This window comes from Leptolyngbya sp. ST-U4 (assembly GCF_039962215.1).
Lineage (GTDB): Bacteria > Cyanobacteriota > Cyanobacteriia > Elainellales > Elainellaceae > Leptolyngbya_A.
This window is the reverse complement of sequence record NZ_JAMPKZ010000024.1, coordinates 16,218-41,762: the sequence shown is the minus strand read 5'-3', so window position 1 is coordinate 41,762 and position 25,545 is coordinate 16,218. Positions and strand designations below refer to the sequence as shown.

The following is a 25,545-nucleotide window of genomic DNA, read 5'->3' as shown; positions in this document are numbered from 1 at the left end:
TGAGGTATGCCTCATCGCTTGTCCTTATTCTGCATCTGCATCGGAATGCTGGTGTACTTCACACAGGTAACGGTGCTGTTTCCGGTGTTGCCGCTTTATGTAAACCAACGCTGGCAGGATGCGCCGCTCGGGTTTGTGGTGGGGGCAATGGCGATCGGGCTGCTGTTTTTTCGTCCGCCCATTGGCTGGCTAATTGATCGCTGGGGACGTAAACCAGTGCTTTGGATAGGGCTGGGTATTATGCTGGCAATTTTGCCGCTCTATCTCTGGTCGCCGACTCCTTTCTGGCTTATGGGGGTGCGGGTGCTGCACGGTATTAGTCAGGCGGCATTTGGCACAGCTTCTCAAACCCTGCTGGTGGATCTGGTTCCCCCAGAGCGTCGGACGGCGTTGCTGGGATATCTGGCAATGAGTAATACGATCGGCTTCTCGCTAGGTCCGCTGCTGGGATCGCTGGTGTTTCGGCAGGGCGGCTTTTCCCACACGGTGCTGCTGATGGGGGCTCTGACGCTGGTTGGCATTGTTTTCAGTCTGCCGCTGCCCTGGAAATCGTCCTCTCCACCGCCAAACCGTCAGGCGATCGTCAACCGTAGCTTTCCCTGGAAGACGATTCTCCGTTATCCGGTGCGAGACGCGACGCTGCTGTTTTTTACAAATTCATTTCTGCATGGCGCAGTCGTGACTTTTCTACCGCTGTTTGTGCCGAATGCTGCCCTCTTCTATAGCCTGAATGCACTGGTTGCGGTGCTGGTTCGGTTTGGGCTGGGGCGATGGGGCAACCGCCTTTCTCGCCGATGGATTGTGAGTTTGGGCATCTTTTGTTCGGGGACAGCGCTGATAGGGCTATCGATCGCGCCTGAGTGGCTGATGCTATGGTCGATCGTTTATGGGCTGGGATTTGGCTCTCTGTTTCCGGTGCTGTCTGCCGTGGTGTCGCTGTCGGCTCCGCAGGCGGTTCGCGGTCGGGTGTACAGCGTTTTTCTCGCCGGGTTTGACGGGGGCATGACCTTAGGGGGGGCAGGGGTACAGCTGCTCGTTGCTGTGCTGCCGTTAAATGACTTATTTCTCATCCTGGGCAGTCTGGGAAGTGGAGCAAGTCTGGTTGCGCTGCGGCAGTTTGCTCAACCGCTTCCCCATGCGGAACACTGCTCTCCAGCAGCTTCAATCGATCGGACAAGGGACAAGTAAGGCAGGCTGGCAATCATCACCCAGGACAACGGCGTCCTTGTGCCATCATCATGCTGCCATCAGTCCAAGCCAGATACTTATCTTTTCATCAGAAATTAGCTTTATAAAGTTCTTTTACTGAATTCTCTTCGGGGCTTTACCTTAAAAATTAGCTTTAAACTTCCTTTACGAAATTCTCTCGCTTCTTTACCTTTTCTAGTCCATCCATTATTGCGAAAGGCGAGCAGGATAGTAATAATACTGACATAACTAGTTCCAGTAATGTTCCAGTAATACAGTAGAGCTACCAGGCGTCCAACTCGGTCGCTTTAGCTCTTCTTCATAAAACTTCCCCCCTTCTTCACATTCTCCAGCCTATGAACTATTGCTTAGAGCAGGTGACATTGGTGATAATGCTGGCATATCGGATTTCACCAGTACGGATAGAGTAAATACGGTAGAACTTCTTTATGAAAAGCTTATCGATGGCTCCTATCTGCTGAGGTCTCTGGTTGCAGGAGATTTAGTTGTAAAAGATTTATCAGTGCAACACTACTTTCCAGGGCCACATTACAAAGTTATTGTGCCGCTTCTTGAGAGAGGTTGCTTCTTCCTGGAAGGGTAGATCTCAGCACAGCCACCGTCGCTCATACCACGATTTATCAGTGAAACCAGTTTGGCAATTGGTCATAGATTGCTGGCAGACTTTTACGTCTTAGCGCGTATTCCAAAGCCTCCCTACTCCTGCCAGGTTTCAGCCATTTTTCGTTCCTTTCCTCATCAGAAGCAGTATGAAAGCAATCGTTATCGGCAGCACAGATATCAAGACGGACTCGATTCCGTTCTCCCAGCTCTTTCCGTTCTTTGATAATCGGCAATGTCTGCGTCGCGAACTGGGCTTTGAGTTTAAGCATGTTGAGGCGCGTTCTCTAAAAGAGATTGAAGCGGTAAGCCTGCAAACCGCCGATGCGTATTTCGTGCGCCCCTGCTGGCGAGAGAATCCGAGCGATGTCACCCTGGTGATGGAGAAGTTTCGCGATCGTCAACCCAATGCGCTGATTGTCTTTATCGACCCGTTCGATCAAACCAGCAGCCGCTTTTTCGGCGTTTTGCCTTATGTCGATCGCTTCCTGAAGTATCAGCGACTCAAGGATGTCAGCCAATATCTGAACCCGCTGAAGGGGGGGACGGTCATCACCGATTATTTAGTGAATGAGCTGGGATACGACATTAAGGATTGGTCTGTCCAATCTGAAGTTCCGGCAGGCTATGAATCCCGAATCGAAACGGGCTGGTTCGTGACCCTGACCAAGCGGTTCCAGGAAGCACTGTTCCATAAGCCAATGTTCTGGAACCAGGGCAGTAAAAAGAGCATCGATGTCGTTTGTCATGTGTCCTACGGGCCAAGAAACAACCTGGAATGGTATGGTCAGCACCGGATGCTGGGTGTCGAAGCGCTCAAGCGAATGGCTTCTGACTATACGCTCTCGGTGAGCGGCGAATTTTCGGGTGAGCAAACCATCTCATCCCGGCAATATCTGCACGATCTGAAGCGGAGTCGCATTGCGTTTAGCCCGTTTGGCTGGGGAGAAATTACCTGGCGCGACTATGAAGCAGCCTGCCACGGATGCCTGCTGATCAAGCCTCTGGTCGATCACATTGATGTTGAACCCAATATCTTTATCCCTGGCAAAACCTATGTTCCGGTGCGGTGGGACTTTGCAGATCTCGAAGAGAAGTGCCGCTACTATCTGGCAAATCCTGACGAGGCAGAGCAGATTGCTCACAATGCCCGCGAAGCGTATAGAGCCTACTTCACCGAGAACAAGTTCGTTCACAAGATAGAGGGTTTGATCCGCACTGCTGCCCCTTTAGCACCACTTGAAGCTGAAACGATACTCGCAGCCGCTTAGTTCTGTCGCGATCGCCGTATCTAAAACCGCAGATCACAACTATAGGAGTGAAAAGATGTGGGGGCATGATTCTCAGGAGTTTTGCCCCTGCTTTCTTATTGCTTCTGCACTCTAGAATCTACGAGCGGTCAGTTTACGAGCAGTCACTTCAATTTCGATCTTCATGCGCGGGTCGGCAAGTCCGGCAACAAACATGGTGGACGCAGGACGCACATTTTCAAAATACCGCCGAAACACACTCCAACAAGGCTCAAAGTCAGCGCGATCTGGCAGAATGTAGCGAACCCGCACCACATCTTGCAGCGTACATCCTGCTTCAATCAGGGCAGCATTGATATTTTGAAAACACTGCTCGGCTTGTTCAACCACATTGTCAGAAATGGTCATCGTTTGATAATCAAATCCAGTTGTCCCAGAAACAAAAACCCAACCTCCATCCACAACTGCTCTGGAATACGCGACTTCCCGCTCAAACGATGAACCCGAAGAAATTAGCTGACGGCTCATTTGCGTTTAATGCTCCTTTTGAACGACCACACAATTTTCTGAATTCCAGGAAAGCGTTAGCGTTTCATCCGATCGATCGCCTCCGCTATAAAGTTCTGTCACCATCAGCATTCCCAAATCAGTCTTCGCTTGAATCTGCAACGATTGACCAATATAGGTAATTGATTCGATCGTTCCCCTCACCCGGTTATCAGCAGAAGCATTTTGATTGATCTGAATTCGTTCTGGACGAATCATCAGCGTCACTGTTTGATTAATCTGGATATTTTGATCAGCGAAGCGGTCACGGGGTAGGCTTGCTTTGAGCAACTGACCGTTAACTTCGACGATCGCCATTCCTTCATCCACCTGCTGTACTGTTCCCGTGAGAAAATTCGCTTTGCCGATAAACTGCGCCACAAACAGCGAAGCCGGACGATTATAAATTTCCTTTGGTGTCCCGATCTGTTCGACTTTGCCCCGGTGCATCACGGCAATGCGATCGGATAAAGCCAGAGCCTCTTCCTGGTCGTGCGTTACATAGATAAAGGTGAGATTGAGCCGACGCTGAAGCTCTCTTAGCTCTTGCCGCACTTCTTCTCGAATTTTGGCATCCAGCGCAGAAAGCGGTTCGTCCAACAACAATACTTTCGGACGGCTGATTAATGCCCGCGCCAACGCCACCCGCTGCTGCTGACCCCCCGAAAGCTGAGACGGTTTTCGATCGCCCAATTCCTGAATCTGAAACATTTTCAGCGACGCTTCTACCTGGGGCGCAATCTCAGCACGGGGCAGTTTGGCGATCGTTAGCGGATAGGCAATATTTTCGGCAACGGTCATGTGCGGAAACAGGGCATAGTTTTGAAACACCGTATGCACATTGCGGCGATAGGGCGGCAGCGTCGTCACGGGTTCTCCGCTAATGTACACCTGTCCATATTCCGGGATTTCAAACCCACCGATCATTCGCAGCGTCGTCGTTTTCCCGGAACCGCTCGACCCTAGCAGCGAATAAAACTCTCCCGGCTGCACGTCGATCGTTACATCCTGCACTGCATAAACTTCACCCTTTGCTGATGGGTAAATCTTGCTGACCGACTCCAGGTAAACGACGCTTTTCGCCTTCATGTTTTTCTCCTGACTTCTCCCTATCTTAATTCGCCGCAGGTTAGTCCGCGGGGGAGGTTCGCTGGCTCAGCAGCACCAGTACCCCACTTCCCAGCAAAATCAGCGTCGCGATCGCCGCAATTTCCGGCGTAATATCGGTTCGCAGTCTGCCCCAAATCTCCATCGGCAGCGTATTATCTTGTCCGGTGAGGAAGATTGTCACAATTACCTCATCAAACGACAGCGTAAACGCCAGCAGCGCACCCGCCACGATCGCACTGCGAATGTAGGGAAACACAATGTCAATAAACACCCGCCCCGGCAGTGCCCCCAAATCATAAGCAGCTTCCTCCAGACTGTGGGGAAACTGACTTAATCGCGTCACGATCGGACCAAAGGCAACAGGCAGCCCAAACACCACATGACCCAGAATCACCGTCAAGAGCGATAGCTCAAACCCTAGGTCTGACAGGTACGCCAGCATTGCCACTCCGGTCACAATTCCCGGCAGCAAAATCGGCAAATTGAGCGCGATCCGAAAGGCATTTCTGCCAAAAAACTGATACCGATATACTGCAAACGCCGCCAGCAAGCCCAAAACCGTTGCCAGAATCGTCGCCGTCGCTGCCACCTTGATCGAATTGATCAGCGCGACCTGCAAAGCCGTGTCTCGAAGTGCAGTCTGATACCAGTTCAGCGTAAATCCTTTGAAGGGCAGCGACAAAATGCGCGATCGGTTAAAACTCATTAGCACCAGGACGGCGATCGGCAAATACAAAAACACAAACACCAGCACTGTCCAAATGCCTAGCAACCAGGGTTTTGGTTGAGACCGAGGCAATTCCCGTACAGCTTGTTTGTTCATAAACTTGCCCCTTTGCGAAGGGCGATCGTCAGCCCACTAAACACAATGGTCATCACCACCAGCGCAAACGCTGCACCCAGAGGCCAGTTATACGCTACGCCAAACTGCGATGCAATCAGGTTGCCCAGCATAATCCCGTTCGGACTGCCAACTAGACTCGGCGTAATAAAATCGCCCATGGTCAGCGAAAACACATTGATCGACCCTGCCAGGACGCCCGGTGTGACCAGCGGCAGAATAATCCGTCGAAACGTCGTCCAGGGGTTTGCATTCAGATCTGCCGAAGCTTCCAGCAGCGAATTGGGCAACCGCTCAAACGCAGTCACGATCGGCAAAATCATAAACGGCAGCCACACATGGGCAAACGTCAGCAGCGTCGAAAACCGGTTGTAGAGAAACAGCGAACTCGGCTCGTGTAAAATGCCCAGCGACAGCAGCGCCGTATTCAAAACACCGTTATAGCCCAGAATAATCTTCCAGGCAAAGACGCGCACCAAATAGCTCGACCACAGCGGCAAAATCACCAGCATCGTTAGCAGCCCGCGATAGCGTCCGCCGTGCTTTGCAATGAAGTATCCCATCGGCAGCGCGATCACCGCATCTATCAGCGTCACCCCCAGCGCAGTCAGCACCGTTCGCAAAATTACCGTGCGGTAGGCAGCGTTTGTGGCGATCGTCTGAAAATTTTTCAAACTCAGCGTCTTGACAATCTCAAACGATTCCAGCTGCCAGACACTATAAACCAGCAGCAATCCGAGCGGAATAAAATACAGCAGCGACATCCACAGCAGGGGCGGCAGCAAAGATGCATACAGTCCAGTTTGAGCAGAACGAGGCGATCGAGCAGGAATAACAGTCACAGAAGTTTGAGCAAGAATTTGAGTAGAAGTTTGAGCAAGAATTTGAGCAAGAATTTGGGTGAACCAAAGCAAAGATAAAACAGAGACTTTAGCTCGCCTATTTCCTCATCCTAGCTTGCCCCCAAATACGACATTTACAAAGTTCGATTGTGTCGCAAAAACTAGCCAATCGTTAAGTTAGACAAGCTCCGTTGTGTCTTTTTGCCCTCCGATGTCTACTTCCCCTGTGTTTAGCAGAATAGTCTCAACAGAATAACCTCAACAGCATAGCCATCTCGCAAAAATTCTTGTAAAGTTCCTTGCAAAATTTGTTCTGCTTTGGCAGCCTGCCTAGCTTCTTCAGGCACAACACAACATGAACAAATCCATCCATCGTGTCATACAGTACGGTCTAAAAAGGCTACCCAATTGGGTGAATTGCAACCGGAATACGCAGCCTACTATGTAACCAATCGAACAAGCCGTTCGGTTCGACCGATGAATCAACAACAAGTAACCCATTTGTTTTTTCGGAGAAGCACTATGACGACCGCAGTACAGCACGCTAAACCTAAACTCCTTGCATCGGGTGAAGGGGATATGCATACTATGCTGACTCACACACTCGTATGGAAGCTAGCTGGAAATGATACGAATGGTCAGTACGCCGTGTTTGAGATGATCGATGCGGCGCATGGAGAACCACCACTCCATAGCCATCCTTGGGAGGAAACGTTTTACATCCTGGAAGGCGAACTCGAAGTCACCTTAGGCAGTCGTAAGCATGTTGTTACAGCAGGTGCAGTGACCCACATTCCTACAAATGCTGTGCATACTTTTAAGGTGCTTTCCCCGATCGCTCGTGTTCTGATCATCGTTTCACCTGCTGCCGCTGCCGAATTCTATCAAGAAGTTGGTGCAAGAATTACTAGCTTTCCACCTGATCGAACTGTTTTAGAGGAAATCTTTACTAAGTACGATTTGCAGCTTTGGTAACCCATTAAGGAACTCATACTGAAGTCGTTCGGAGAATTACGATTTTAACAACAGAAGCCCAAGGGGATATTCAACCCTTCATTGCCCTTGGACAAGGATTGAAACAGGCTGGATATTCTGGATATCAAGTTAAAATCGCCACCTACGACACGTTTTAAGAAATGGTGCAACTGCTAGTCACCCAGGCAATGGCTGATTCTGGGGCAGCTTGTCAGGATAGTAATGCAATCATCTTTACAGGCACAGCAGTTTGGGGGTAGGACATCGCTGAAGCATAGGGCATGTCAAATCGTTTGTGTCAGGGTGTAGGAAGCTAGATTGGCAAACGATCGCCCAACTCAGTCGCAAAACTCAATCGCAAAACGGTTGAGAGCAGGTTTCCAATCCCGAATTAGCATCGTCCATTTCTTTGCAATGTTGTGAATTGCCAGGATACCTGTAACGAAAAGCAAAAGCCTAAAAAATTCCTCTGCCTCATCCATTGGGAAAAAACAGAGGAATTTGAAGTTTTTTGAAGCTTGTCGCAGGGTCAAATTCGGCTAAAAGCTAAGAGCGAACCTCATTCCACACCTGCACCCACTGGTCATAGTTCGGCACACTCTGCCACATCTTGATCTGTCTATGCAGCGACAAATCATCCATAAATAAAGCGTGAGCACGGTCTTTGCCGATCGCCTCAGCCCCTAACTCGGTCGCGCCCGAATATCCGGTCACATCCATCACACCTTTTTGCCCCTCGCCGCTGAGGATAAAATCAACCCATTCATAAGCTGCATCTTCGTGGCGCGAATTCTTAGAAATCATCCAGGAATCTGTCCATCCGGTCAGTTTGCCTTCCGGACTCACCGTTCCAGCCGGAAACCCTTCAGAGCTGAGCTGCGTATAAGTGAGGGGCCAGGCATGGGCAATCACCACCTCTCCCGACTGAAACAGATTCGCCAGTTCCCCCGCCGTCGTCCAGAACTTTCGCACCTGGGGACGCAGTTCCAGCAGCTTCGCCTTCACTTCCGCCAGATCCTGCTCGCTCAGATGATAGGGATCGGGCTTGCCCAACCACAGCGCAACATCGGCGATCGTCATCGGGTTATCCGGCAGCGAGATTTTCCCGGCATACTGCGGGTCAAACAGCACATCCCAGCTCTTCGGCTCCGAGCTAACCTTCTCCTTGTTGTAAACCATGACATTCGGACCCCAGGCAAACGTTACGCCATAGGGTGTGCCATCAAACGTATTCCAGTTGCCGCCGCGAAACGACGAGAATACTGAATCGTAGTTTTTCAATTTACTGGGGTCGATCGGCTGCACTAAACCTGCCCGATACAGCCGCTCCGTAATATCACCCGACGCCGAGATAATGTCATAATTGCGACCTTTTCCGGTACGAAACTTGGCAAACATCTCGTCGCTCGATCCAGCATAGGTCGCCTTCACAGCACAGCCCGTTTGCTGCTCAAAAGTCTGAGCAAAAGACGAATCGGTGTAACCTTCCCAGACGATCGCTGATAAAGTGCAATTTTCTGCCTGAGCAGCAGGCACGCTTAAGACGATCGCTAAAAAACTGAGAACTCCGGTTAAAAGGAGTGCCTTGAAGCGGTACAACATAAACCTTTCTCCTGATCGAAATCGAAACCTTGCAGCCCTCAACTCTTCAATACCAGAAGGCTTCCAATTGATTCAAAGCCCCCAACATTAGAGGATTTAGGGGGCGATATAGCCCCTAGAACACGGCTCAACCACTCTCCCAAAACTCAACCTTCAGAATCAACGGCAAATTAGCCATCAAACACCACCGAGTGCCATGCCTTCTTCTGATCGCCCGTAATATCAAACATGACGTGCTTAACGATCGTGTATTCCTCCAGCGCATAGTACGACATATCCTTACCCATGCCGCTTTGCTTAAAGCCACCGTGTGGTAGCTCGCTGGCGATCGGCAGGTGATCGTTCACCCAAACCGTGCCAAACTCTAGGACTGCCGTGACCCGCATCGCTCGCTGCACATTCGTCGTCCATACACTGGCTGCCAGTCCGTAGGGAATATCGTTGGCTAGCTCGATCGCTTCGGCTTCATCGGTGAATCGATTCACCACAATTACCGGACCAAAGATTTCTTCCTGCACACAGTTTGCCGCCTGAGGCGCGTCCACCAGAATTGTTGGCGGATAAAAGTAGCCTTCTCCTTCGGGCAGCGTGCCACCCGTTGCCACCTTAATTCCCTGCTGACGCGCTTCTTCCACGAACCCATGCACTTTAAGTCGCTGAGTTTCACTGGTGAGCGGACCAATATCCGTATCCTCAGCAAAGGGCTGACCAAACTTAATTTGCTGCGTTAGCTCGGTCAGGCGGCTCAAAAACTGATCAAATACCTCATTTTGCACATAGATTCGGGTTGCTGCCGTACAGTCCTGTCCCGTATTCATAAACGCTGCCGGAATCGCACCTCTTGCAGCCGCTTCAATATCCGCATCGCTAAACACCACAAAGGGAGCCTTGCCGCCCAGCTCCAGCGTGACGCGCTTCACCATTGAACTCGCCAGCTCTGCAATGCGCTTTCCGGTTCGGGTACTGCCCGTAAAGCTAATCATGCGCGTGTCAGGGTGGATACAAATCGCTTCTCCGACTTCGGCTGCGCCCGTCACCACGTTGATCAGTCCGGCGGGCAAGCCAGCATCCAGCGCGATTTTAGCCAGCTCGATCGTCGTAATAGGAGTGTTGGGAGCAGGTTTAATCACGGCTGCATTTCCCGCTGCCAGTGCCGGAGCCAGCTTCCAGATCGCCATCATAAACGGGTAGTTCCACGGCGTAATCGCGCCCACAACCCCAATCGGCTCTCGCCGGATAAAGCTGGTAAATCCGCCTACATACTCACCTCCGGCAACGCCTTCTTGCCGCCGCACCACTGAAGCAAAATAGCGCAGATTGTCGATCGCAAATGGGATATCGCCGCCCAGTGTGAGTTTTAGAGGTTTGCCCGCATTCTGGCTTTCCAATCTTGCTAATTCGTCTGTTTTTGCTTCCAGCGCATCAGCAAATTTCAATAAAGCAACGCTTCGCTCTCCCCAAGAACGAGCTGCCCACTCTTTCTGGGCCACTTTTGCCGCTTTCACTGCGCGATCGACATCGGCAACTGTTCCCCAAGCCACTGATGCAAACGGCTTTCCCGATGCCGGATCAATCAAATCTTCACTGCCCGTCGTGATAAAGTCACTCCCAATCACCATTGGGTAATGCGTTAACTTTTCCATAACATCACCTGAAGTTTAAAAAGTTCAAGAATTAACACAACGCTCTTTGACTCTAGATCATTGCCGAACGTTTGACAGAAGACGATAACACTTATCACAGCTTGTACAGGTGTTGCTAGATACTCCTTTCAACTCATTACACCCAGGCAGACTTTCTTTACAAACGGACATCTAAACGAGTGGCTTCAATTTGTTTTGAGAGAGAACGCAAGCTCAAGCGATCGTCCTCTGCATCCCCCAATTCATTCTCCGTTGATTACAGTCGACCACTCATTTGACAACTGATTTCACAGCCAAACAGATAAACCAATCACAACAATTTTTATTGTTTTTAAGATCAACTTTCGCTTCAATCTGCGTCACTCTAAAGAACGCCAGAACACAAGATTTTTTTATAAATAGCAGCTAACTGAATGAATTTCAGACGGAGCGGGAGATAGGAGGATGTTTAAAAAGCCATCATCGTGACCCAAACCACCCCTCTAACGGGCCAATTCTGGAAGGGGAAACGAACGGCTCGGAGGAATATCCAAAGTCCCTCAAAGCTGGGGGATTTAGGGGACGATGCAGCACTTTTGGTTCCTTTAAAGCAACCTTGAAGAAAAAATGGAGCGATTCTGCCAGCAGCGAGAGTGGGCAGCTGAAAAAGAGATGCTGAACTGAGAACGCATCCTTATCCCTTTGCCCAAGCCCAACTGCCGATCGCCCAACTGCAACAGGTTATGCAGAACGCTAGCGGTTTAATGAATTGATAGAAACTGGCAGCGGATCAACAAAGATTCAGTGAGCCAATCCGTTCGTGAATCTAGTAAATCGCTCTACCGCGATCGTGTTTTGCAATAATCCAGATGGCATGAATAATGCCCGGAATGTAGCCCAGCAGCGTGAGCAGCAGGTTAATCCAAAACGCGCTGCCAATCCCAACCGTCAGGAACACGCCCAGAGGCGGCAGAAAAATCGCGCAAATAATGCGAATCAAGTTCATCTCTTCCTCCAGAGGTTTGATTAAAACAGAACTATTTTCCATCCTAGATAGAGATTTGCAGTTTAGCAGGGCAAGCTCTCAAACGCGAGTGTCTTTTGCTGAGCTGAGCGGGCTGCGCTATCGTGAAGAAGTGTAACTGCTCGATCGATTTGCTCTTTATCTGTTATTCGGCCAAAGTTACCTGCTTAAAGCTATGACCGCAATCCTGCCTTCTGGCATTCGTGAGCGCGAAATTATCGAAGTCTTTATCCGGCACGGATGGGACTATATGCGCCAGGTTCTCACACTGGGCAAGGGCGGCGAACCTGAGATTCCAGCTCCTGAAGTTTTGTGCAATATTCTGACCGATCTGGGCCCGGTTTACGTCAAGCTGGGACAGTTGCTCAGCACGCGCCCCGATCTGCTCTCGCCCCGCTACATTGAGGCGTTGAGCCAGCTCCAGTCCAATGTGCCGCCCGTCCCCTGGGATGACATTGAGATCGTGCTGCGCCAGTCGCTTCCCCAGCCGTTTGAGGAGCTGTTTGAGTCGGTGAGCTTTAATGCGATCGCCGCCGGATCGATCGCCCAGACTCACAAAGCCATACTCAAGAACGGACAGCCCGTTGCGATTAAGCTTCAGCGTCCTGGTATTGAAGCCGTCGTTGCGCGAGATATTGCCGTATTTCGGCGAATTGCGGCACTGCTCTCGACCACTGACTTTGGCAAACGCTACAACATCACCGACCTGGCAGACGAGTTTAGTAAATCGCTGCAAAATGAACTCGACTTTACCCAGGAAGCCACCTACACTGACGATCTGCGCCGCAACCTGTCGAAAAGCCGCTGGTTTGACCCCGATAAAATTGTCGTTCCCAAGGTCTACCATGAGCTGACCAGCAAAAGAATTCTGGTGCTGGAATGGCTGGATGGCGTACCCATTTTGCAGGCAAAGCTAAAAGGCATTGGCTTTAACGGCGACCCAGAAGCAGAACGCCGCGCCTTTACGACAACAGTTTTTCGGGCATTTTTGCAGCAGTATCTTGTAGACGGCTTTTTTCACGCTGATCCCCACCCTGGCAATCTGTTTTACCTGGAAGATGGCAGAGCCGGAATTCTGGACTGCGGCATGATGGGCAACCTCAATCCCAGAATGCAGTCGCTCATGGTGGAGCTGGTGCTAGCAATTATGGATCTCGACCCCGAGCGCTGTGCCCAGATTTCGCTTCAGCTTGCCGACCGGATGGATCAAACCCAACCGATTAACCTGGCGAAACTTCAGCAAGACTACGATCGCCTCCTGCGCCAATACTACAGTCTCAGCCTGGAAAACCTGAACGTGGGCGAAGCGTTTGGGCAAATTCTGGAAGCAGCCCGGATCAACAACTTGCGCTGGCCCAGCAACGTAGGACTTTTAACCAAGTCGATCGCCAACTTAGAAGGCTCAGGACGCAAGTTCGATTCAAACATCAACCTGATGGCAGAAGTCCGTCCGCTCATGAGTGACCTGTTTCGCCGCCAGTTGGTCGGCAACGACCCCCTACAGTCTGCTCTGCGAACCGCGCTGGAATTCAAGCAGTTGTCTCTCGACTCGCCGCGCCAGGTTGCCTTCCTGCTGAATCGTCTCACCTCCGAAACGCTCAAGCTCAATCTCTCAATTCAGGATCTCAATGCCTTGCGCCGCACGATCGCTGAATCTGCCAATCGCCGCTCGTTTAGTACCGTAGTGGGTTCGCTGATCATCGGAGCCGCGATCGTCGCCAGTGGACAACAAACACCCCAGCTTCAGTTGCTCAGCAACATCTTCTTTGCGGCTGCCAGCCTGCTGGGCTTGTGGCTGATCGTGACGATTATGCGATCGGGCAGATTTGAGTAAGGTGACGCTAGTTATATTACTCGACTGGATTTAATAAAAGAATTAAACCGCCCGCCGCACCCTTCCTGATTATTGGTGTTCAGCGGTTTGACGAGCGGTATGGTTGGCGAGCCAGCGATGCAGGATCATCATGACGATCGCCAGTGGCACCATCAGCATCGGAATGATTTCCAAATTGATTTTGTCTGCCAACCAGCCAACTACGGTGGGAATACTCACCGCTCCAACACTGCCCACGCTCGTTAAAAAGCCGATCGCCGCTGGAACCAGCGCAGATGGAACTCGACGGGGCATCAGCCAAATTGTGGCTGGGAAAATAGCAGCCAGCGCGAACCCAATCAGCGGCAAACTCCAGAGCTGGCCAGGCAAGAGCCACCAAATCAGCAGACCGACGGTGAGCAAGGCGAGAGACGCATCAATGAGCCGAATTGCGCCAATGTGTCTTATCAGTTGCCCCATTGTTAATCGTCCCAGCGTCAGTCCAAACCAGTAGGCGGTGATGCTATATCCTGCGATCGCAACGGATGTACCGCGACTGAGGGTTTGCACCGTAAAAGCCCAATTTCCTACAGAGACTTCCGTACCCACATAGACAAGCAACAGCAGCCCTGCGACTAACACAGTCGGTTCTTTTAATGCCAGATGCAGATTGGTTCTCGCGCTTTGATCAGAAGGCAGAGCGGATGAATCCATAAACGAATGACGCTGGGAAACGACCCACACCATGCCAATGGCTAACAGCAGCACCATTCCAGCAAACACCCAATACGCCGATCGCCAACTCACTCCCTGCGTTAGCAAAATTGTCGCAATCGCCGGACCTGAAAGTGCTCCAATGCCATAAAACGCATGAAGCAATCCCATCAGATTGCCGCTGTCCTGTTTATCGGCAATGAACGTGTTAATGCCTGCGTCAATCAGCCCAATGCCCAATCCTAGCAGCGTTCCGGTGAATACCATGACCCACCAATAGGGCGTTGAAGCATAAATGCACAGCGCGGTGGTTACACTCACGGCTGCCAGCAAAATCATTCGAGCCAGCCCGATGCGGTGACTCAATAAACTGCTGGTAAGGGCTGCCACCACATAACCGCTAATTTGACTAAAAAACAGGGCGGTTACGGTTGCTGTCGTTAGGTTGTAGGTGTTTAGAATCGAGGGCAGCAGCACGCCCAAACCACCTTCTGCGATCGCGATCGCAATAAAGGCATAAAACGCTAGTCCAACACCAATCCAACCAGGAGGAGCGTTGCGCTTCATGATGGTTCCCTCAGACTCCGCACGTTAATCGATTGCCCAGGGAGGACTGCTTTGCACCGCATTTCTGCTCACCAAGCTGCTACCACCTCTAGGTCGCTGTCTTTATTCACGATGCGATCATAAATTGCAACGCTCATTCAATCAGCCCTCAGTAGAAATAGATCAGGCATTGCCCAATGTCACTTCCACAGGTAAGCGGGCGGTTCAGGTCAGGGTGCTGCTGCTTGCCTGACAGGAAGCTTTACGACAAATTCTGTTCCCTTGCCCGGCTGAGACTGGCAAAGTAAATGTCCCTGGTGCTTCTTCACAATCTGGTAGCTAATGGATAGCCCCAATCCCGTGCCTTGCCCAACGGGTTTAGTGGTGAAAAAGGGATCAAATAATTTGGCTTCAGCCCGCTCTGGAATTCCTCGTCCGTTATCTTTGATCGACACTGCAACCCAATCCTGATCAATACAGCTGGTTGAGATCGTAATTACAGATGATGCATCCCTTTCGATCGCAGCAGCTTGTAATTCGTCGATCGCATTACTGATCAAATTCATAAACACCTGATTAAGCTGTCCGGCGTAGCATTCTATAGGGGGGAGTTTACCATAGTGTTTCTCAAGGCGAATCGCAGTTCCCGAAGTTGCTGGCTTCAAGCGGTGCTGCAAAATCAGCAGTGTACTTTCCAATCCCTCCTGCAAATCAACCAATTTGACTTCAGATTCGTCTAAACGCGAGAAATTTCGCAAGGACAAAACGATGCTGCGAATTCGATCTACCCCAATTCGCATCGATGCACAAAGCTTGGGAACATCCGCTTGAATGTAGCTGAGGTCGCTTTCCTGAAGCTGTTCGCGCAGAGCGGGCATCGGATCAGGATAGTGGTGTTGATAAGACTGGAGGAGTTCGAGTAGGGTTTGAGTATATTCCTGAAGCGGTGCTAAATTGCCGTAAATGAAATTGATCGGATTATTGACTTCATGAGCAATGCCCGCCACGAGTTGTCCCAGGCTCGACATCTTCTCGCTTTGAATTAATTGAGTTTGAGTTTGTTTAAGTTCTTCTAACGTATTTGCAAGCTGTTTTGATTGATTCCGAATTTCGGATAAATATTCTGCCTGCTGAAGCGCGACTCCGAGCTGCAAACCAATTTGCTGCATTAGCGCAATATCCAGATCTTCCCAATTGCGCGGACCTGAGTTTTGGTAAGCGGCGAGTAATCCCCACAGTTTCTCACTCTGGACGATCGGCACAATTACATAGGCTCTTGCCTGATAAAACTCCAGCACCTCCAGGTAGCAGGGTGAAAAACCTGCTTCATAAACATCTTTGACCACTCGTTGAGTTGACCCCTGCCCATAGTGCCCGCCCTGCGTATCTTGCAGATAGGTATCTACCGAGCGACAACCCAATTTTTTCACAGTGCAATCGCTGATATTGTCGCGTGATGCTGAGTTGTCGAGCTGCTTTTCTAGCAGAGCATCCCAACCCTTTGCAACCGATTCCGCCACAAACTCCCCGCTCCAATCCGCCTCGAACCGATAGATCACCACGCGATCGGTGTTTAGCAGATGTTGCACTGCTTCGGTTGTGGTTCTAAAAATCGTTTCAATATCCAGTGAGTCGCGGATTTTTGCCACAATTTGAACAAACATGGTCTGCCGTTCGACCAGCCGCTCTAGCTCGGTATTTGATCGTTCTAACTGCTCCGATCGGTGTTTCACTTCTTGAGTGCGTTCCTCGACCTGCCGCTCTAAGCTGGCATTCAAACCTTGCACCTGCTGATACAGACGATATTGCTTGATCGTGGCTGCAAACCGTTCTCCCAAAACCTGAGCATATTTAATCTCTGCTGTTGTCCACTCCTGTGCCTGGTCTTTCTTCAATTGCCTCCACACTTCAAACGATTGCCGCGCCATTAACTGACGAGTATCAGGATTGTGATACCCCGCCCATAGTGTCTCGGTATCAATGCTCCGGCGAAAGAAAGTGAGACAGCCCAGGATTTGGCTGCCTTGCCTGAGCGGAATGATCAGGGCACTGCGAATCGTCGTGTTGCTAAAGAAGGGGGCAAGCGTACGAAATAAAGGTTCTTGATAAATGTCGTGAATTGCCCAGCAGGAAGCCGTAGTCGCGATCGACTGAGCGGGTTTTCCCAGTGCGTAAACGGTACGCATCCATTCCACTGACCAGGGCTGATGGCCCGTCGCATCTACAGATGTATCCATTCCTGAACACATATATTTCTGCCAGAGTAAATTTTCCTCGATCGATCGCTGCTGAATGGAATCAAGCAGGGCAGGCTGCTCACCGATCGTATAAATTTCTCTGGGGGACTCTGTGGGTAATTGTTCACTGGCAACGAGATAAAGCCTGCCGTCTGCCTCCAGCGAACTTGCTGCGGCTTGAAGGACATCTTGCCAGTTCACCATTGGCGAGGTTTGCAGCAGCGCAGTGACCTGATTAATATTGGATTCCTGGTGCGCCTGGGCACGAACGTGGTCGAGCAGAATCGACTGGGCAATGACCACCTCCACCTGATCCACCACCGCCTGAATGAACTGCAACTCTGTCTCGCTTACCGATCGCGGTTCAGCATGATGAGAAACCAGTAGCCCCCAGAGCTGATTCGGCGGCTGGAGCGAGGGGGGGTGGTACGGACCTGCCGCTTCGCCTTCTAAAACGATCGGAACCACGACTGAAGATTGGACACCCATTGCCATCAGGTACTCTTGATGGCACGGATCAACCGGACGATAGCGAATATCTGTTTGATCGATCAGATCCCCGGTTTCCGGGCAATTCAGCGGACTGATGCCGATCGCATGGGTACTCAAATCCACAACACTACGCTGGCGTGCCCGCACAAACAGTTCGCGAGCATAAGGAGGAATATCATCCGCCGGAAAATGCAGCCCCAGCAGCGAAGGTAAGCGATCACTACTCAGCGACTCGGCGATCACAATTCCGTGCCCATCCGGTTGAAATTGATAGACTTTTACGCGATCGGTTCCCAGATAGGCTCGGACTTCAGCAACGGTCGTAGTTAAAATCTCTTGAAGCTCCAGGGATTGCCGGATGCGATTGGTAATACGGAGCAGTAAAGTTTCTTGAGTAAAAGAATGATCAGAATTCGGGAACGACAGCATAGAGTTGGCACTAAAATTGTGCGTGGTTTCTTAAGGCTAGGATTCCCAACTATTCCAAGAAAGAGTTGCCCTGCTCCAAGAAAGAGTGCCCTGCCAATGAAAGCGAAACCTTCCTAGCAGGGCTGCATTGAACTTCTGTTGAATCGCTTTCGCCGATCGTTTCAAGTTCGGGCGAGTTTGAGTTCGGAGATTTTCTCAGACCTAAACGCGACTCGAAATGCCAACGAGCTGAGTGGGTATCCCGTTGACCACCACTGTTCCTAGCTTCGCTGCTGCACCGCTAGTCAGATTGATGCTATACAGGTCAGAACCCGACATTCCATAAGCCGTGTTGCTCAGGTTACTGTCGGTGAAGATATCAAAACCAGCACTGGGGCTGAAATCAACACCAAGCGCACCCACGGTTGTAAGATTACCAGGAGCAGGCACAACGGCAGCAGTCACTTCAGCCAGACGCACGAGGGCATCCAGAGTAGTGTCGATACCATACAGGGCTGTAGAGGTCGAACCTCTGAAATTGTTGCTATAGGCCAAAGCCGTTACGTTAGGATTTTGGGCAGCATTGGCATCCCCTGTTGCATAGGCAAGGGCTGTATCCATAACAACGGTAAAGGTATTGGTTGAGCCGGATACTGGCGTCAGGACACGATGTTCATCGGCATCGGTGACCACCCGAATGTTGCCGCTGGTGGGGTCGCAGTCCAACCCGATGGCTGTGCCTGTCAGGGCAAGTGGATTGGTAGATGTCCCAGTAGAGGGCGTGGTAGAAGTTGTGCCGGACGTGGACAGCGTCATTGCGATCGCCGCCCCTGTTGCTACATCGATTTTGTAGAGCTTGTTAGCACTGCTCAAACCAAACAAGTCACCCGTTGAGGACTGGAAATCGACTACCTTTAGCGTTTCTCCAGCAGCCAAGCCTGTAATGCCCAGTTGAACCGTGTCGGTGGGGCGATCGGGGTTAAACGCAACCACATTCGTGCCCTCACTGGTCAAGCCAAATAGCTTTAGTGGAGCAGAGGTAAAGCTGAGATTGTAGCTGGTTGAAGCGTTTGCGCCCGCAGTGACACGCACATAATAAGTGCCACCCTTTAGGCTCAGGTTGACCAGATCTTTTGCGGTTCCTGGGACATTTGAACTGCCAACCACCGTCCCGCTCTGATCCAGCACTTCCAAATTGGCATCAGCTGCTAAACCATCTAGCACTAGATTGAGGCTGCTCGGCGATGCGATATTCACTTTGTAATAGTCGTCTGAATCTAGCACACCAACATAATCTTTGAAGACACTGACACTGGGACTGGCGGAAACAACACGAGCCGCACTGACATTGTTGCCGCTAAAGTCGATCGGCACTGCATCAAACTTCAGCTTCAGCTTATAATCAACGCTTTCGCTTTTTACCTTCAGGCTCAGCTTGACAAAATATTTGCCCGTATCCAGAAGTTGAAGGCTGTTGTTAGAAATTGTGATTTGCTGCTGATTGCTGTCATACAGCTCAATTTCCACATCATCGCCGAGGCTTTTCACGAAGCTGCTAAAACTGCTTTGTTGGGTCAGATTAAATTGATAAAACCCAACTGGGCTGTCGCTGCTGAGCGTCCCCGAATAGCGGTAAGATCCCTTAAGCTTCAGCTTTTTGGAATTGATCTTTAGTGCTTCTTTGCGGGTGCGTCCGGGTAGCTCGATTGCAGAAGAATCACAGGAATACTCAATTTCTGTTGCTTCGGTTTCAGTGTCTTGTTCAAGCGATCGAATCCCCAGAAAGTAGAGTCCTGCCCTCAGCGTTTTTTTAATCGACAGCGGGCTGTTTTGAACTCTGGAACGGGTACGAAACTTTGAGTTATTGTCGTCGTCATCGTCGCCGTCATCATTGTCTGAAACCGAAATTTGATTGCCTCGACGATCGAATAAAGCTAGCTCAACATCGTCATCGTCAAGGTTGAGAGCACAATCAAATTTGCTGCGTTGCTTGAGCTTAAATTGATAGATATCAAATTCGCCAGAGGAGCTGATTGCTCCATTAAGATTAAGCTTTCCTTGATCGAGCTTAACCTTAATTGCCTCTGAAAATTTGTAGCCTGAATCTTGCGCCATAGGTCTTAACCTTCCTTCGCATCCATAAATTGAAGCTGCCAGGAAACAACTTCCTGAACTAATGCCTGAGCAACACAGAGCCGCCTGAAAAAGACATAGAAATTCCCTAGCTGCTTGTCAGAAAGCAACGATTGGAATCAAATAATTTCTGGATTCAGGCAATTTCTTTGCTAGAGCTAATCATGCCCATAAACGCATCAAAATTTTCAAACTCAAACTTTTTTTGCCATTGTTTGTGCTGAAGGAAAGCATTTACAAGCCTGTTTTTTTCACTATCGCTATTCCTCATTTGTAATCCTTAGAATTCATCGATCGTGCTAATCCCTGCACACGACCCAATTGCCTCAATTCACCGATTATTTCGGAGGGAAAGCGGCTCTGTAAAAAGGCAATAAAAAAGGCAATAAAACGTGCGATCGAGCTGGGGTTTTTAGTGAGAACCCGCACAACGATGTGCTACCGCATAGGCAGCATCCCACTTTTACAACCCTCCCCCTCAATCTCGCTGCCGCTAGTCTCCTGTTGGGGGCGAGGGACTTATTGAAGGGACTGGCAGTTCCCTATCGGATGGGGGTGAGGGGCGGTTTGGGACTCCACCATTCATCCTTGGATTCAGCAGTGCTCACTTTGCTTTTACCTGAAGGAGAACAGTTAGGAATCCTCGTCCTCAATGACGGCAGATCGATCGAGCAACAGCAAATTCCTCAGCGCATCGGTATCTAGCTCTGTCAGCCAGTTTTCCCCAGTTCCCACAACCTGTTCCGAAAGGGCTTTTTTGCTTTCAATTAGCTCATGAATGCGCTCTTCCAGCGTACCGTTACAGACAAATTTATGCACCTGAACGTTGCGCTTTTGCCCGATGCGGAAGACACGATCGGTTGCCTGGTTTTCGACTGCGGGATTCCACCAGCGATCGAAGTGAAAGACATGATTGGCGCGGGTAAGGTTGAGTCCAACGCCGCCTGCTTTAAGGGACAGAATAAAAATGCGCGGAGCCTGCGGATCGTTCTGGAAGCGATCGATCATTTCTTCGCGCTGTTTCTTGGCGGTGCTGCCGTAGAGGAAGAACACATCGCGGCTGAAGCGGTCTTTCAGATAGGCTTGCAGGAGTTTGCCCCATTCAGCGAATTGGGTGAAGATCAGGGATCGATCGCCTTCTGCCAACACTTCTTCGAGCATGGCTTCGAGCCGCTGCACTTTGCCGGAGTGGGCATCGAGGTGAGCCGCTTTAGACATCGCAGTCTCGTCTCCGAGCAGAGCCGGATGGTTACAGATTTGCTTCAGGCGGGTAATCAACGCGAGGATTTTACCTTTTCGCTGGATGCCCTCGGCGGATTCGATGTCGGTCAACGACTGCTCGACAAATCGCTGATACAGGTCGGCTTGCTCGGAAGTCAGCCCACAAAAGACGGTCATTTCCTGCTTTTCGGGCAGGTCCTGAATAATGGAGCGATCGGTCTTCAAACGGCGCAGCATAAAGGGCTGAACGAGCGATCGCAGGGTTTTAAGCGAAGCAGTATCACCGTATCGTTCGATCGGGATGGCAAACCGTCGCTGGAAGAAGTTTTTGGGCCCGAGGTAGCCCGGATTGAGGAAATCCATGATTGACCAGAGTTCTGCCAGTCGGTTTTCGACGGGAGTTCCGGTGAGGGCAACGCGAAACTGCACCTGGAGCTGCCGCACTGCCTGCGATTGTTTGGCGTCCGCGTTTTTGATGTTTTGCGCTTCGTCCAGCACGATGCCTTGCCAGGAAACGGTTTGCAGATCTTTTAAGTCGCGATAAACGAGCGGATAGCTGGTGATGACGAGATGGTTGCCTTTGACGGCTTTGGCAAAAGCTTTGCCCTGCGAGCGTTTGTCACCGTGATGCACAAGAGTTTTCAAATCGGGCGCAAATCGCTTTACCTCTCGTTCCCAGTTGCCCAGCACCGAAGTGGGACAGACAATTAGCACCGGGTCGGTCAGCGCGTCTTGTTCTAGAAGGTACAGCAGAAACGCAATACACTGGGGGGTTTTTCCTAAACCCATATCGTCAGCAAGGCAAGCTCCCAAGCCCCACCGCTCCAGAAATGCCAGCCACGAGGCTCCCCGCACCTGATAGGGACGCAGCTCTCCCTGAAAGGCTTCGGGAACCGGGATGGGTTCGACGCTCTGGTTGCCTTTGGTCAGCGTATTCACCAGCTCTTGCAGGGCACCAGATGCTTCAAAGCCGAGGACGGGCAGTTTTTCGATCACCTGGGTATCCCCTGTGCTGATCCGCAGTGCGTCTTCTAGCGACAGAGCCATTTGGTCTTTGCGGCTCTCAAAGAAGGTTTGGGCGGCGCGGATATCCTGCGATCGCAGCTCGACCCATTCGCCGTTAATTTCCACCAGGGGCGTGTTGAGGGTGACGAGGCGATCGAATTCGGCTTTGGAAAGTCGCTGTCCGCCGATCGTCAGTTCCCACTTAAAGTTCAGCAGGCTTTGCAGCCCGAGACGCTGGCTGGGTTTAAGTTTGGGCGTTTCTGCCTGAATTCGCAGTCCGAGTCGATTGGCCCATCCTTCCTGCTGGGAGAGACTGGGCGGCAGCACTACACCGAAACCGCTATCCTGCAATCGCCAGGCAGTGGACTTGATAAATTCATACACCTGGAGCGGATTCAAGAGACAGGACTGGGGCTGTTGCTGCTGAAGGCTCGGTTCCAGCAACGGATACAGGCGCGATGCTAAGCCTAAGCCTGCCAGCAACGTTTCCTGGGGGGCGTCAATCGTCCGTCCCAGATATTCCAGCCGCGCCACCGGGTTCTGCCAGACGGTGCGGGCACTAACGAGAAATTCTGGGTCATTCGTTGCCTGCAAGAAATATTCCAGCGTCCAGTCCTGCTGACCTTCCCTCGGCGGATGCAGATAGAAACAGGTGCGAAAGGCGGCAATTTGCTGGGAGAGATAGGGCTGAACCGGAGCAAGCCACTGTTTCAGCGTGTTTTGCAGGCGATCGAGCCTCACCGGATCGGCGGTCAAAATTGGCTGTGTGCCCGATGCCTGAAGCCATTCCTTCAGCGGCAGATCTTTAATCAGGGTGGTGGTGGGCAGCGGCGTGACGGCAGCAACCGACCGCAACCGCGTATGAGTCGCCTGATTGAGAAAGTTCAGCAGCAGCGTGTGGGCATCGATCGGAGAAACCGAATTTTCTAGCTCTTCACAGGACAATTCCAATTCATCAGTCCGGCAGAAATAAGTGCGACAGAGGGGCGGCATCTGACGGGCAAACTGCTCCAGGCGCGCCTGATCAACTGCGCTATCGATCAACACCTGCCAGTGAATGATCGCCCCATCGTCCTGCGGCTGAAGCAAAGGCAAAAACTTGGCGCGTGCCATCAGGTCTAAATGCCAGCGGCGGATGTGCGACCAGAAGCGCAAATCGGCTCCCATCCAGGACGTGAGATCGTCATTCACGGAACTGAGTGGAAGGGACTGCAAAAAAGCGAGGGCTTCATCAATCGTTAAGCGAATACCCTGCACCTGCCAGGTTTGAAGCTGAAGTTCAGGCAAATTTTCTGAGGATTGAGATTCTTCGGGCAAGACATCTGCTACTGAATGCTGGGGCAGTACCGCAGGCGAATTGTGTTCAGGGTCTTCTGAAGGAAAAAGGTAGGTGGGTAGGGCGATCGAAACCGACTGCCAGCGGGGGGAGGACACAGGTTCTACAACCGTAGCAGCTCGTTTACGGGAACGGCTTCCGGTTGGGATCAGCACTTCCAGCGCAAATTCGGCAATCGTCCAATTCAGGGTACGGGCTTGGTGCAGCGATCGCAGCCAGTCGCGCAGCTCTGCCTCGGTCATACAAAACGGGTTGAGGCCAAAATCAGTTACGCCTGAGTCGATCGCCCCTGAGTGACCTTCACCAACCGAGGAATGACTTTGCATCGGCTCAACGCGCCGCCAAGTTTCTCCCCAAAGCAAGAAATATTGATCTGCTGCATCGGGTTGGGGGGCTGCATCGCTGGGAAAGGAACGGTGAGTAATCCAGTTGCCGTGTAGAATTGCCATGCCAGCAAAGGTTTAAGGCGAAGGGGCGAGGGCTGCTTCACCGCAGAGCAGTAGAGCAGTTCAACAAATTTGCTGATCCCTTCCTTAACTTTGAGTCGTTCTACAAGCTTGTAGAATTTTGGCAGCATGCGCCAGGGCAGCAAATTTAATTGGGCAGATGGAATCAAGCCTCTTGAAATCAAGCATCCTGAAATCAAGTCTCTTGAAATCAAGCACATTGAACCAGGCAGCTTCGATCGTGCAGAAGCTTCTGCCATTCAGCGAAACCCTGCTCATTGCTAGAGTACTCTTTGAGAGAACACTCAGAACACTCGATCGCAGCCGCTTCACTCAATCATGCAGTCTTGATCATGCAGTCTTGCCTGCCAGGATTGCTTCATTTTACATCGCTCCTCTGAAAAGGAAAGAGGAAGCCCCTTCGACCCCAGCATAAAGACTAATTCATGGCAAATTCACTGCGGCTTGCTTTAAGCTGAGTTTGCAAATCCTTATCCCGGCGTGAAATCACTTTTGCCGGAACGCCCACTGCCACTGAATAAGGCGGAATATCCTTTGTCACCACTGCCCCTGCCCCGACCACACTGCCCCGTCCGATCGTCACGCCATCCATCACTTTTACGCCTGTCCCTAACCAGCAGTCGTCTTCGATCACAATGCCTTCGGTGGTCACGCCCTGAAGTACGATTGGGCAAGTCAAATCATCAAAGTTGTGATTGTTGGCATAAATGCCTGTGTGGGAGGCGATCATACATTGCTTGCCGATCTTGATGTGTCCTGGACCTGCCATGCACACATAGGGACCAATGTAAGTTCCTTTGCCAATTTCCACCAATCCATTTTCCAGGGAACGAATATCAACGCCGCGATCGAGACCGACATTTTGATGCAGCACAATCTGGCTATTGTTTGACATGGTGCTCAAGCGAACCCCGCTATCAAGATGGCAATCTGCTTCAAGCACGATCGAATTATTTTTACCGCTTGCATCAAGGCAAACGTGATGAGTCAGATATACACCCTCGCCAATTTTGATCTGATTGGGCTGGCGCAACTCCACGCCGTAGTCAATCATCACCGACCGACCCAATTGGTTAAACAACTGCCGATAGGCAAAACCCCGGAACACGATCCCTGGCTTACGCGGAATCCAGCCCAGAGCCGTTGTAAGCAGCAGTTCCTTTAACCGTAACCACGTTGCCGACGCAGCAGAATGAGGGAAAGCCATCGTTTTTCTCCAGATTTCTCAATGTGTTGGTAAATAGATAAATAAAATCAACCGGAAATTAATGAGAGCCAGATTGAACCAGAGCTAAATTTATCCGTCATTCGTTATTCGTCAACGATCGATCACGCATTATCAATTGGCTAATCACCCATCATGAATGATTGTTAATTAATAACCGTTAATCAAAAATCAATAATCAGCAACTAATAACCAATGACAGCATATCTGTGTATTCATTCCTGTTTCCTTGCTGAAGTGAAAGGCATTAACCAATAAAATAGACACGATCGAGGAGAACATCAGGTACAGCAGCAAAAACTACTCCATGTGGAATTTAGCTAAGGC

Annotated in this window: 17 protein-coding genes; 4 read left to right on the top strand and 13 right to left on the bottom strand. The window is 50.8% G+C overall.

Going from position 1 to position 25,545, the window contains the following annotated elements:
- The first annotated feature begins 6 nt into the window (after nucleotides 1–6).
- On the top strand, nucleotides 7–1,188 hold the full coding sequence (locus NDA02_RS22445; protein ID WP_348255945.1) for an MFS transporter: 1,182 nt from the start codon (nucleotides 7–9) through the stop codon (nucleotides 1,186–1,188).
- 770 nt (nucleotides 1,189–1,958) lie between these two features.
- On the top strand, nucleotides 1,959–3,080 hold the full coding sequence (locus NDA02_RS22440; protein WP_348255943.1) for a glycosyltransferase: 1,122 nt from the start codon (nucleotides 1,959–1,961) through the stop codon (nucleotides 3,078–3,080).
- A gap of 111 nt (nucleotides 3,081–3,191) precedes the next feature.
- Here NDA02_RS22440 and NDA02_RS22435 read toward each other — a convergent pair whose 3' ends face one another.
- Genes NDA02_RS22435 through NDA02_RS22420 form a run of 4 tightly spaced genes read right to left on the bottom strand, consistent with a single transcriptional unit; the run spans nucleotide 3,192 to nucleotide 6,398 of the window.
- Nucleotides 3,192–3,587 (bottom strand): RidA family protein, encoded by a 396-nt coding sequence (locus tag NDA02_RS22435; protein WP_190793474.1) that lies wholly within the window; start codon nucleotides 3,585–3,587, stop codon nucleotides 3,192–3,194.
- Between the two features lie 6 nt (nucleotides 3,588–3,593).
- Nucleotides 3,594–4,694, bottom strand: a complete 1,101-nt coding sequence (locus NDA02_RS22430; protein ID WP_190793475.1) for an ABC transporter ATP-binding protein — start codon at nucleotides 4,692–4,694, stop codon at nucleotides 3,594–3,596.
- 40 nt (nucleotides 4,695–4,734) lie between these two features.
- Nucleotides 4,735–5,538, bottom strand: coding sequence for an ABC transporter permease (locus NDA02_RS22425; protein WP_190793476.1), 804 nt, complete (start codon nucleotides 5,536–5,538; stop codon nucleotides 4,735–4,737).
- Entirely contained in the window at nucleotides 5,535–6,398 is an 864-nt protein-coding gene (locus NDA02_RS22420; RefSeq protein ID WP_348255941.1) for an ABC transporter permease, read from the bottom strand. Before NDA02_RS22420 ends, NDA02_RS22425 begins: the two co-directional genes overlap by 4 nt.
- 522 nt (nucleotides 6,399–6,920) lie before the next feature.
- Here NDA02_RS22420 and NDA02_RS22415 point away from each other — a divergent pair.
- On the top strand, nucleotides 6,921–7,373 hold the full coding sequence (locus tag NDA02_RS22415) for a cupin domain-containing protein (protein WP_348255939.1): 453 nt from the start codon (nucleotides 6,921–6,923) through the stop codon (nucleotides 7,371–7,373).
- Nucleotides 7,374–7,919: 546 nt separating this feature from the next.
- On the opposite strand, the gene NDA02_RS22410 is transcribed toward NDA02_RS22415, so the two are convergent.
- The 3 genes from NDA02_RS22410 to NDA02_RS22400 all read right to left on the bottom strand — a co-directional run bounded on the left by NDA02_RS22410 (nucleotide 7,920) and on the right by NDA02_RS22400 (nucleotide 11,603).
- On the bottom strand, nucleotides 7,920–8,975 hold the full coding sequence (locus NDA02_RS22410) for an ABC transporter substrate-binding protein (protein ID WP_190793479.1): 1,056 nt from the start codon (nucleotides 8,973–8,975) through the stop codon (nucleotides 7,920–7,922).
- A 170-nt stretch (nucleotides 8,976–9,145) separates the two neighbouring features.
- A complete protein-coding gene (locus NDA02_RS22405; protein ID WP_190793480.1) occupies nucleotides 9,146–10,618 on the bottom strand; it encodes an aminobutyraldehyde dehydrogenase in 1,473 nt (490 codons plus the stop codon).
- An 805-nt stretch (nucleotides 10,619–11,423) separates the two neighbouring features.
- Nucleotides 11,424–11,603, bottom strand: a complete 180-nt coding sequence (locus NDA02_RS22400; protein WP_190793481.1) for a YqaE/Pmp3 family membrane protein — start codon at nucleotides 11,601–11,603, stop codon at nucleotides 11,424–11,426.
- A gap of 193 nt (nucleotides 11,604–11,796) precedes the next feature.
- Here NDA02_RS22400 and NDA02_RS22395 point away from each other — a divergent pair, with 193 nt between their 5' ends.
- On the top strand, nucleotides 11,797–13,455 hold the full coding sequence (locus NDA02_RS22395) for an AarF/ABC1/UbiB kinase family protein (protein WP_190793482.1): 1,659 nt from the start codon (nucleotides 11,797–11,799) through the stop codon (nucleotides 13,453–13,455).
- A gap of 69 nt (nucleotides 13,456–13,524) precedes the next feature.
- Here the strand turns inward: NDA02_RS22395 and NDA02_RS22390 are convergent, their stop codons facing one another.
- The 6 genes from NDA02_RS22390 to NDA02_RS22365 form a co-directional block, all read right to left on the bottom strand.
- On the bottom strand, nucleotides 13,525–14,715 hold the full coding sequence (locus NDA02_RS22390; protein WP_190793483.1) for an MFS transporter: 1,191 nt from the start codon (nucleotides 14,713–14,715) through the stop codon (nucleotides 13,525–13,527).
- Between the two features lie 209 nt (nucleotides 14,716–14,924).
- Nucleotides 14,925–17,852 carry a GAF domain-containing protein gene (locus tag NDA02_RS22385; RefSeq protein ID WP_348248161.1) on the bottom strand — a complete coding sequence of 976 codons (2,928 nt, stop codon included), beginning with the start codon at nucleotides 17,850–17,852 and terminating at the stop codon, nucleotides 14,925–14,927.
- A 201-nt stretch (nucleotides 17,853–18,053) separates the two neighbouring features.
- Complete coding sequence (locus tag NDA02_RS22380) at nucleotides 18,054–19,946, bottom strand: DUF4394 domain-containing protein (RefSeq protein WP_348248160.1); 1,893 nt, start codon at nucleotides 19,944–19,946, stop codon at nucleotides 18,054–18,056.
- Nucleotides 19,947–20,597: 651 nt separating this feature from the next.
- A complete protein-coding gene (locus tag NDA02_RS22375; protein WP_199296335.1) occupies nucleotides 20,598–23,852 on the bottom strand; it encodes a DEAD/DEAH box helicase in 3,255 nt (1,084 codons plus the stop codon).
- The gene (locus tag NDA02_RS22370) at nucleotides 23,795–24,232 is read right to left on the bottom strand and encodes a hypothetical protein (protein ID WP_199296336.1); all 438 of its coding nucleotides are present in this window, start codon (nucleotides 24,230–24,232) and stop codon (nucleotides 23,795–23,797) included. The genes NDA02_RS22375 and NDA02_RS22370 overlap by 58 nt, the downstream gene beginning before the upstream one ends.
- Before the next feature lie 179 nt (nucleotides 24,233–24,411).
- On the bottom strand, nucleotides 24,412–25,200 hold the full coding sequence (locus NDA02_RS22365; RefSeq protein WP_348255937.1) for an acyltransferase: 789 nt from the start codon (nucleotides 25,198–25,200) through the stop codon (nucleotides 24,412–24,414).
- Nucleotides 25,201–25,545 lie beyond the last annotated feature (345 nt).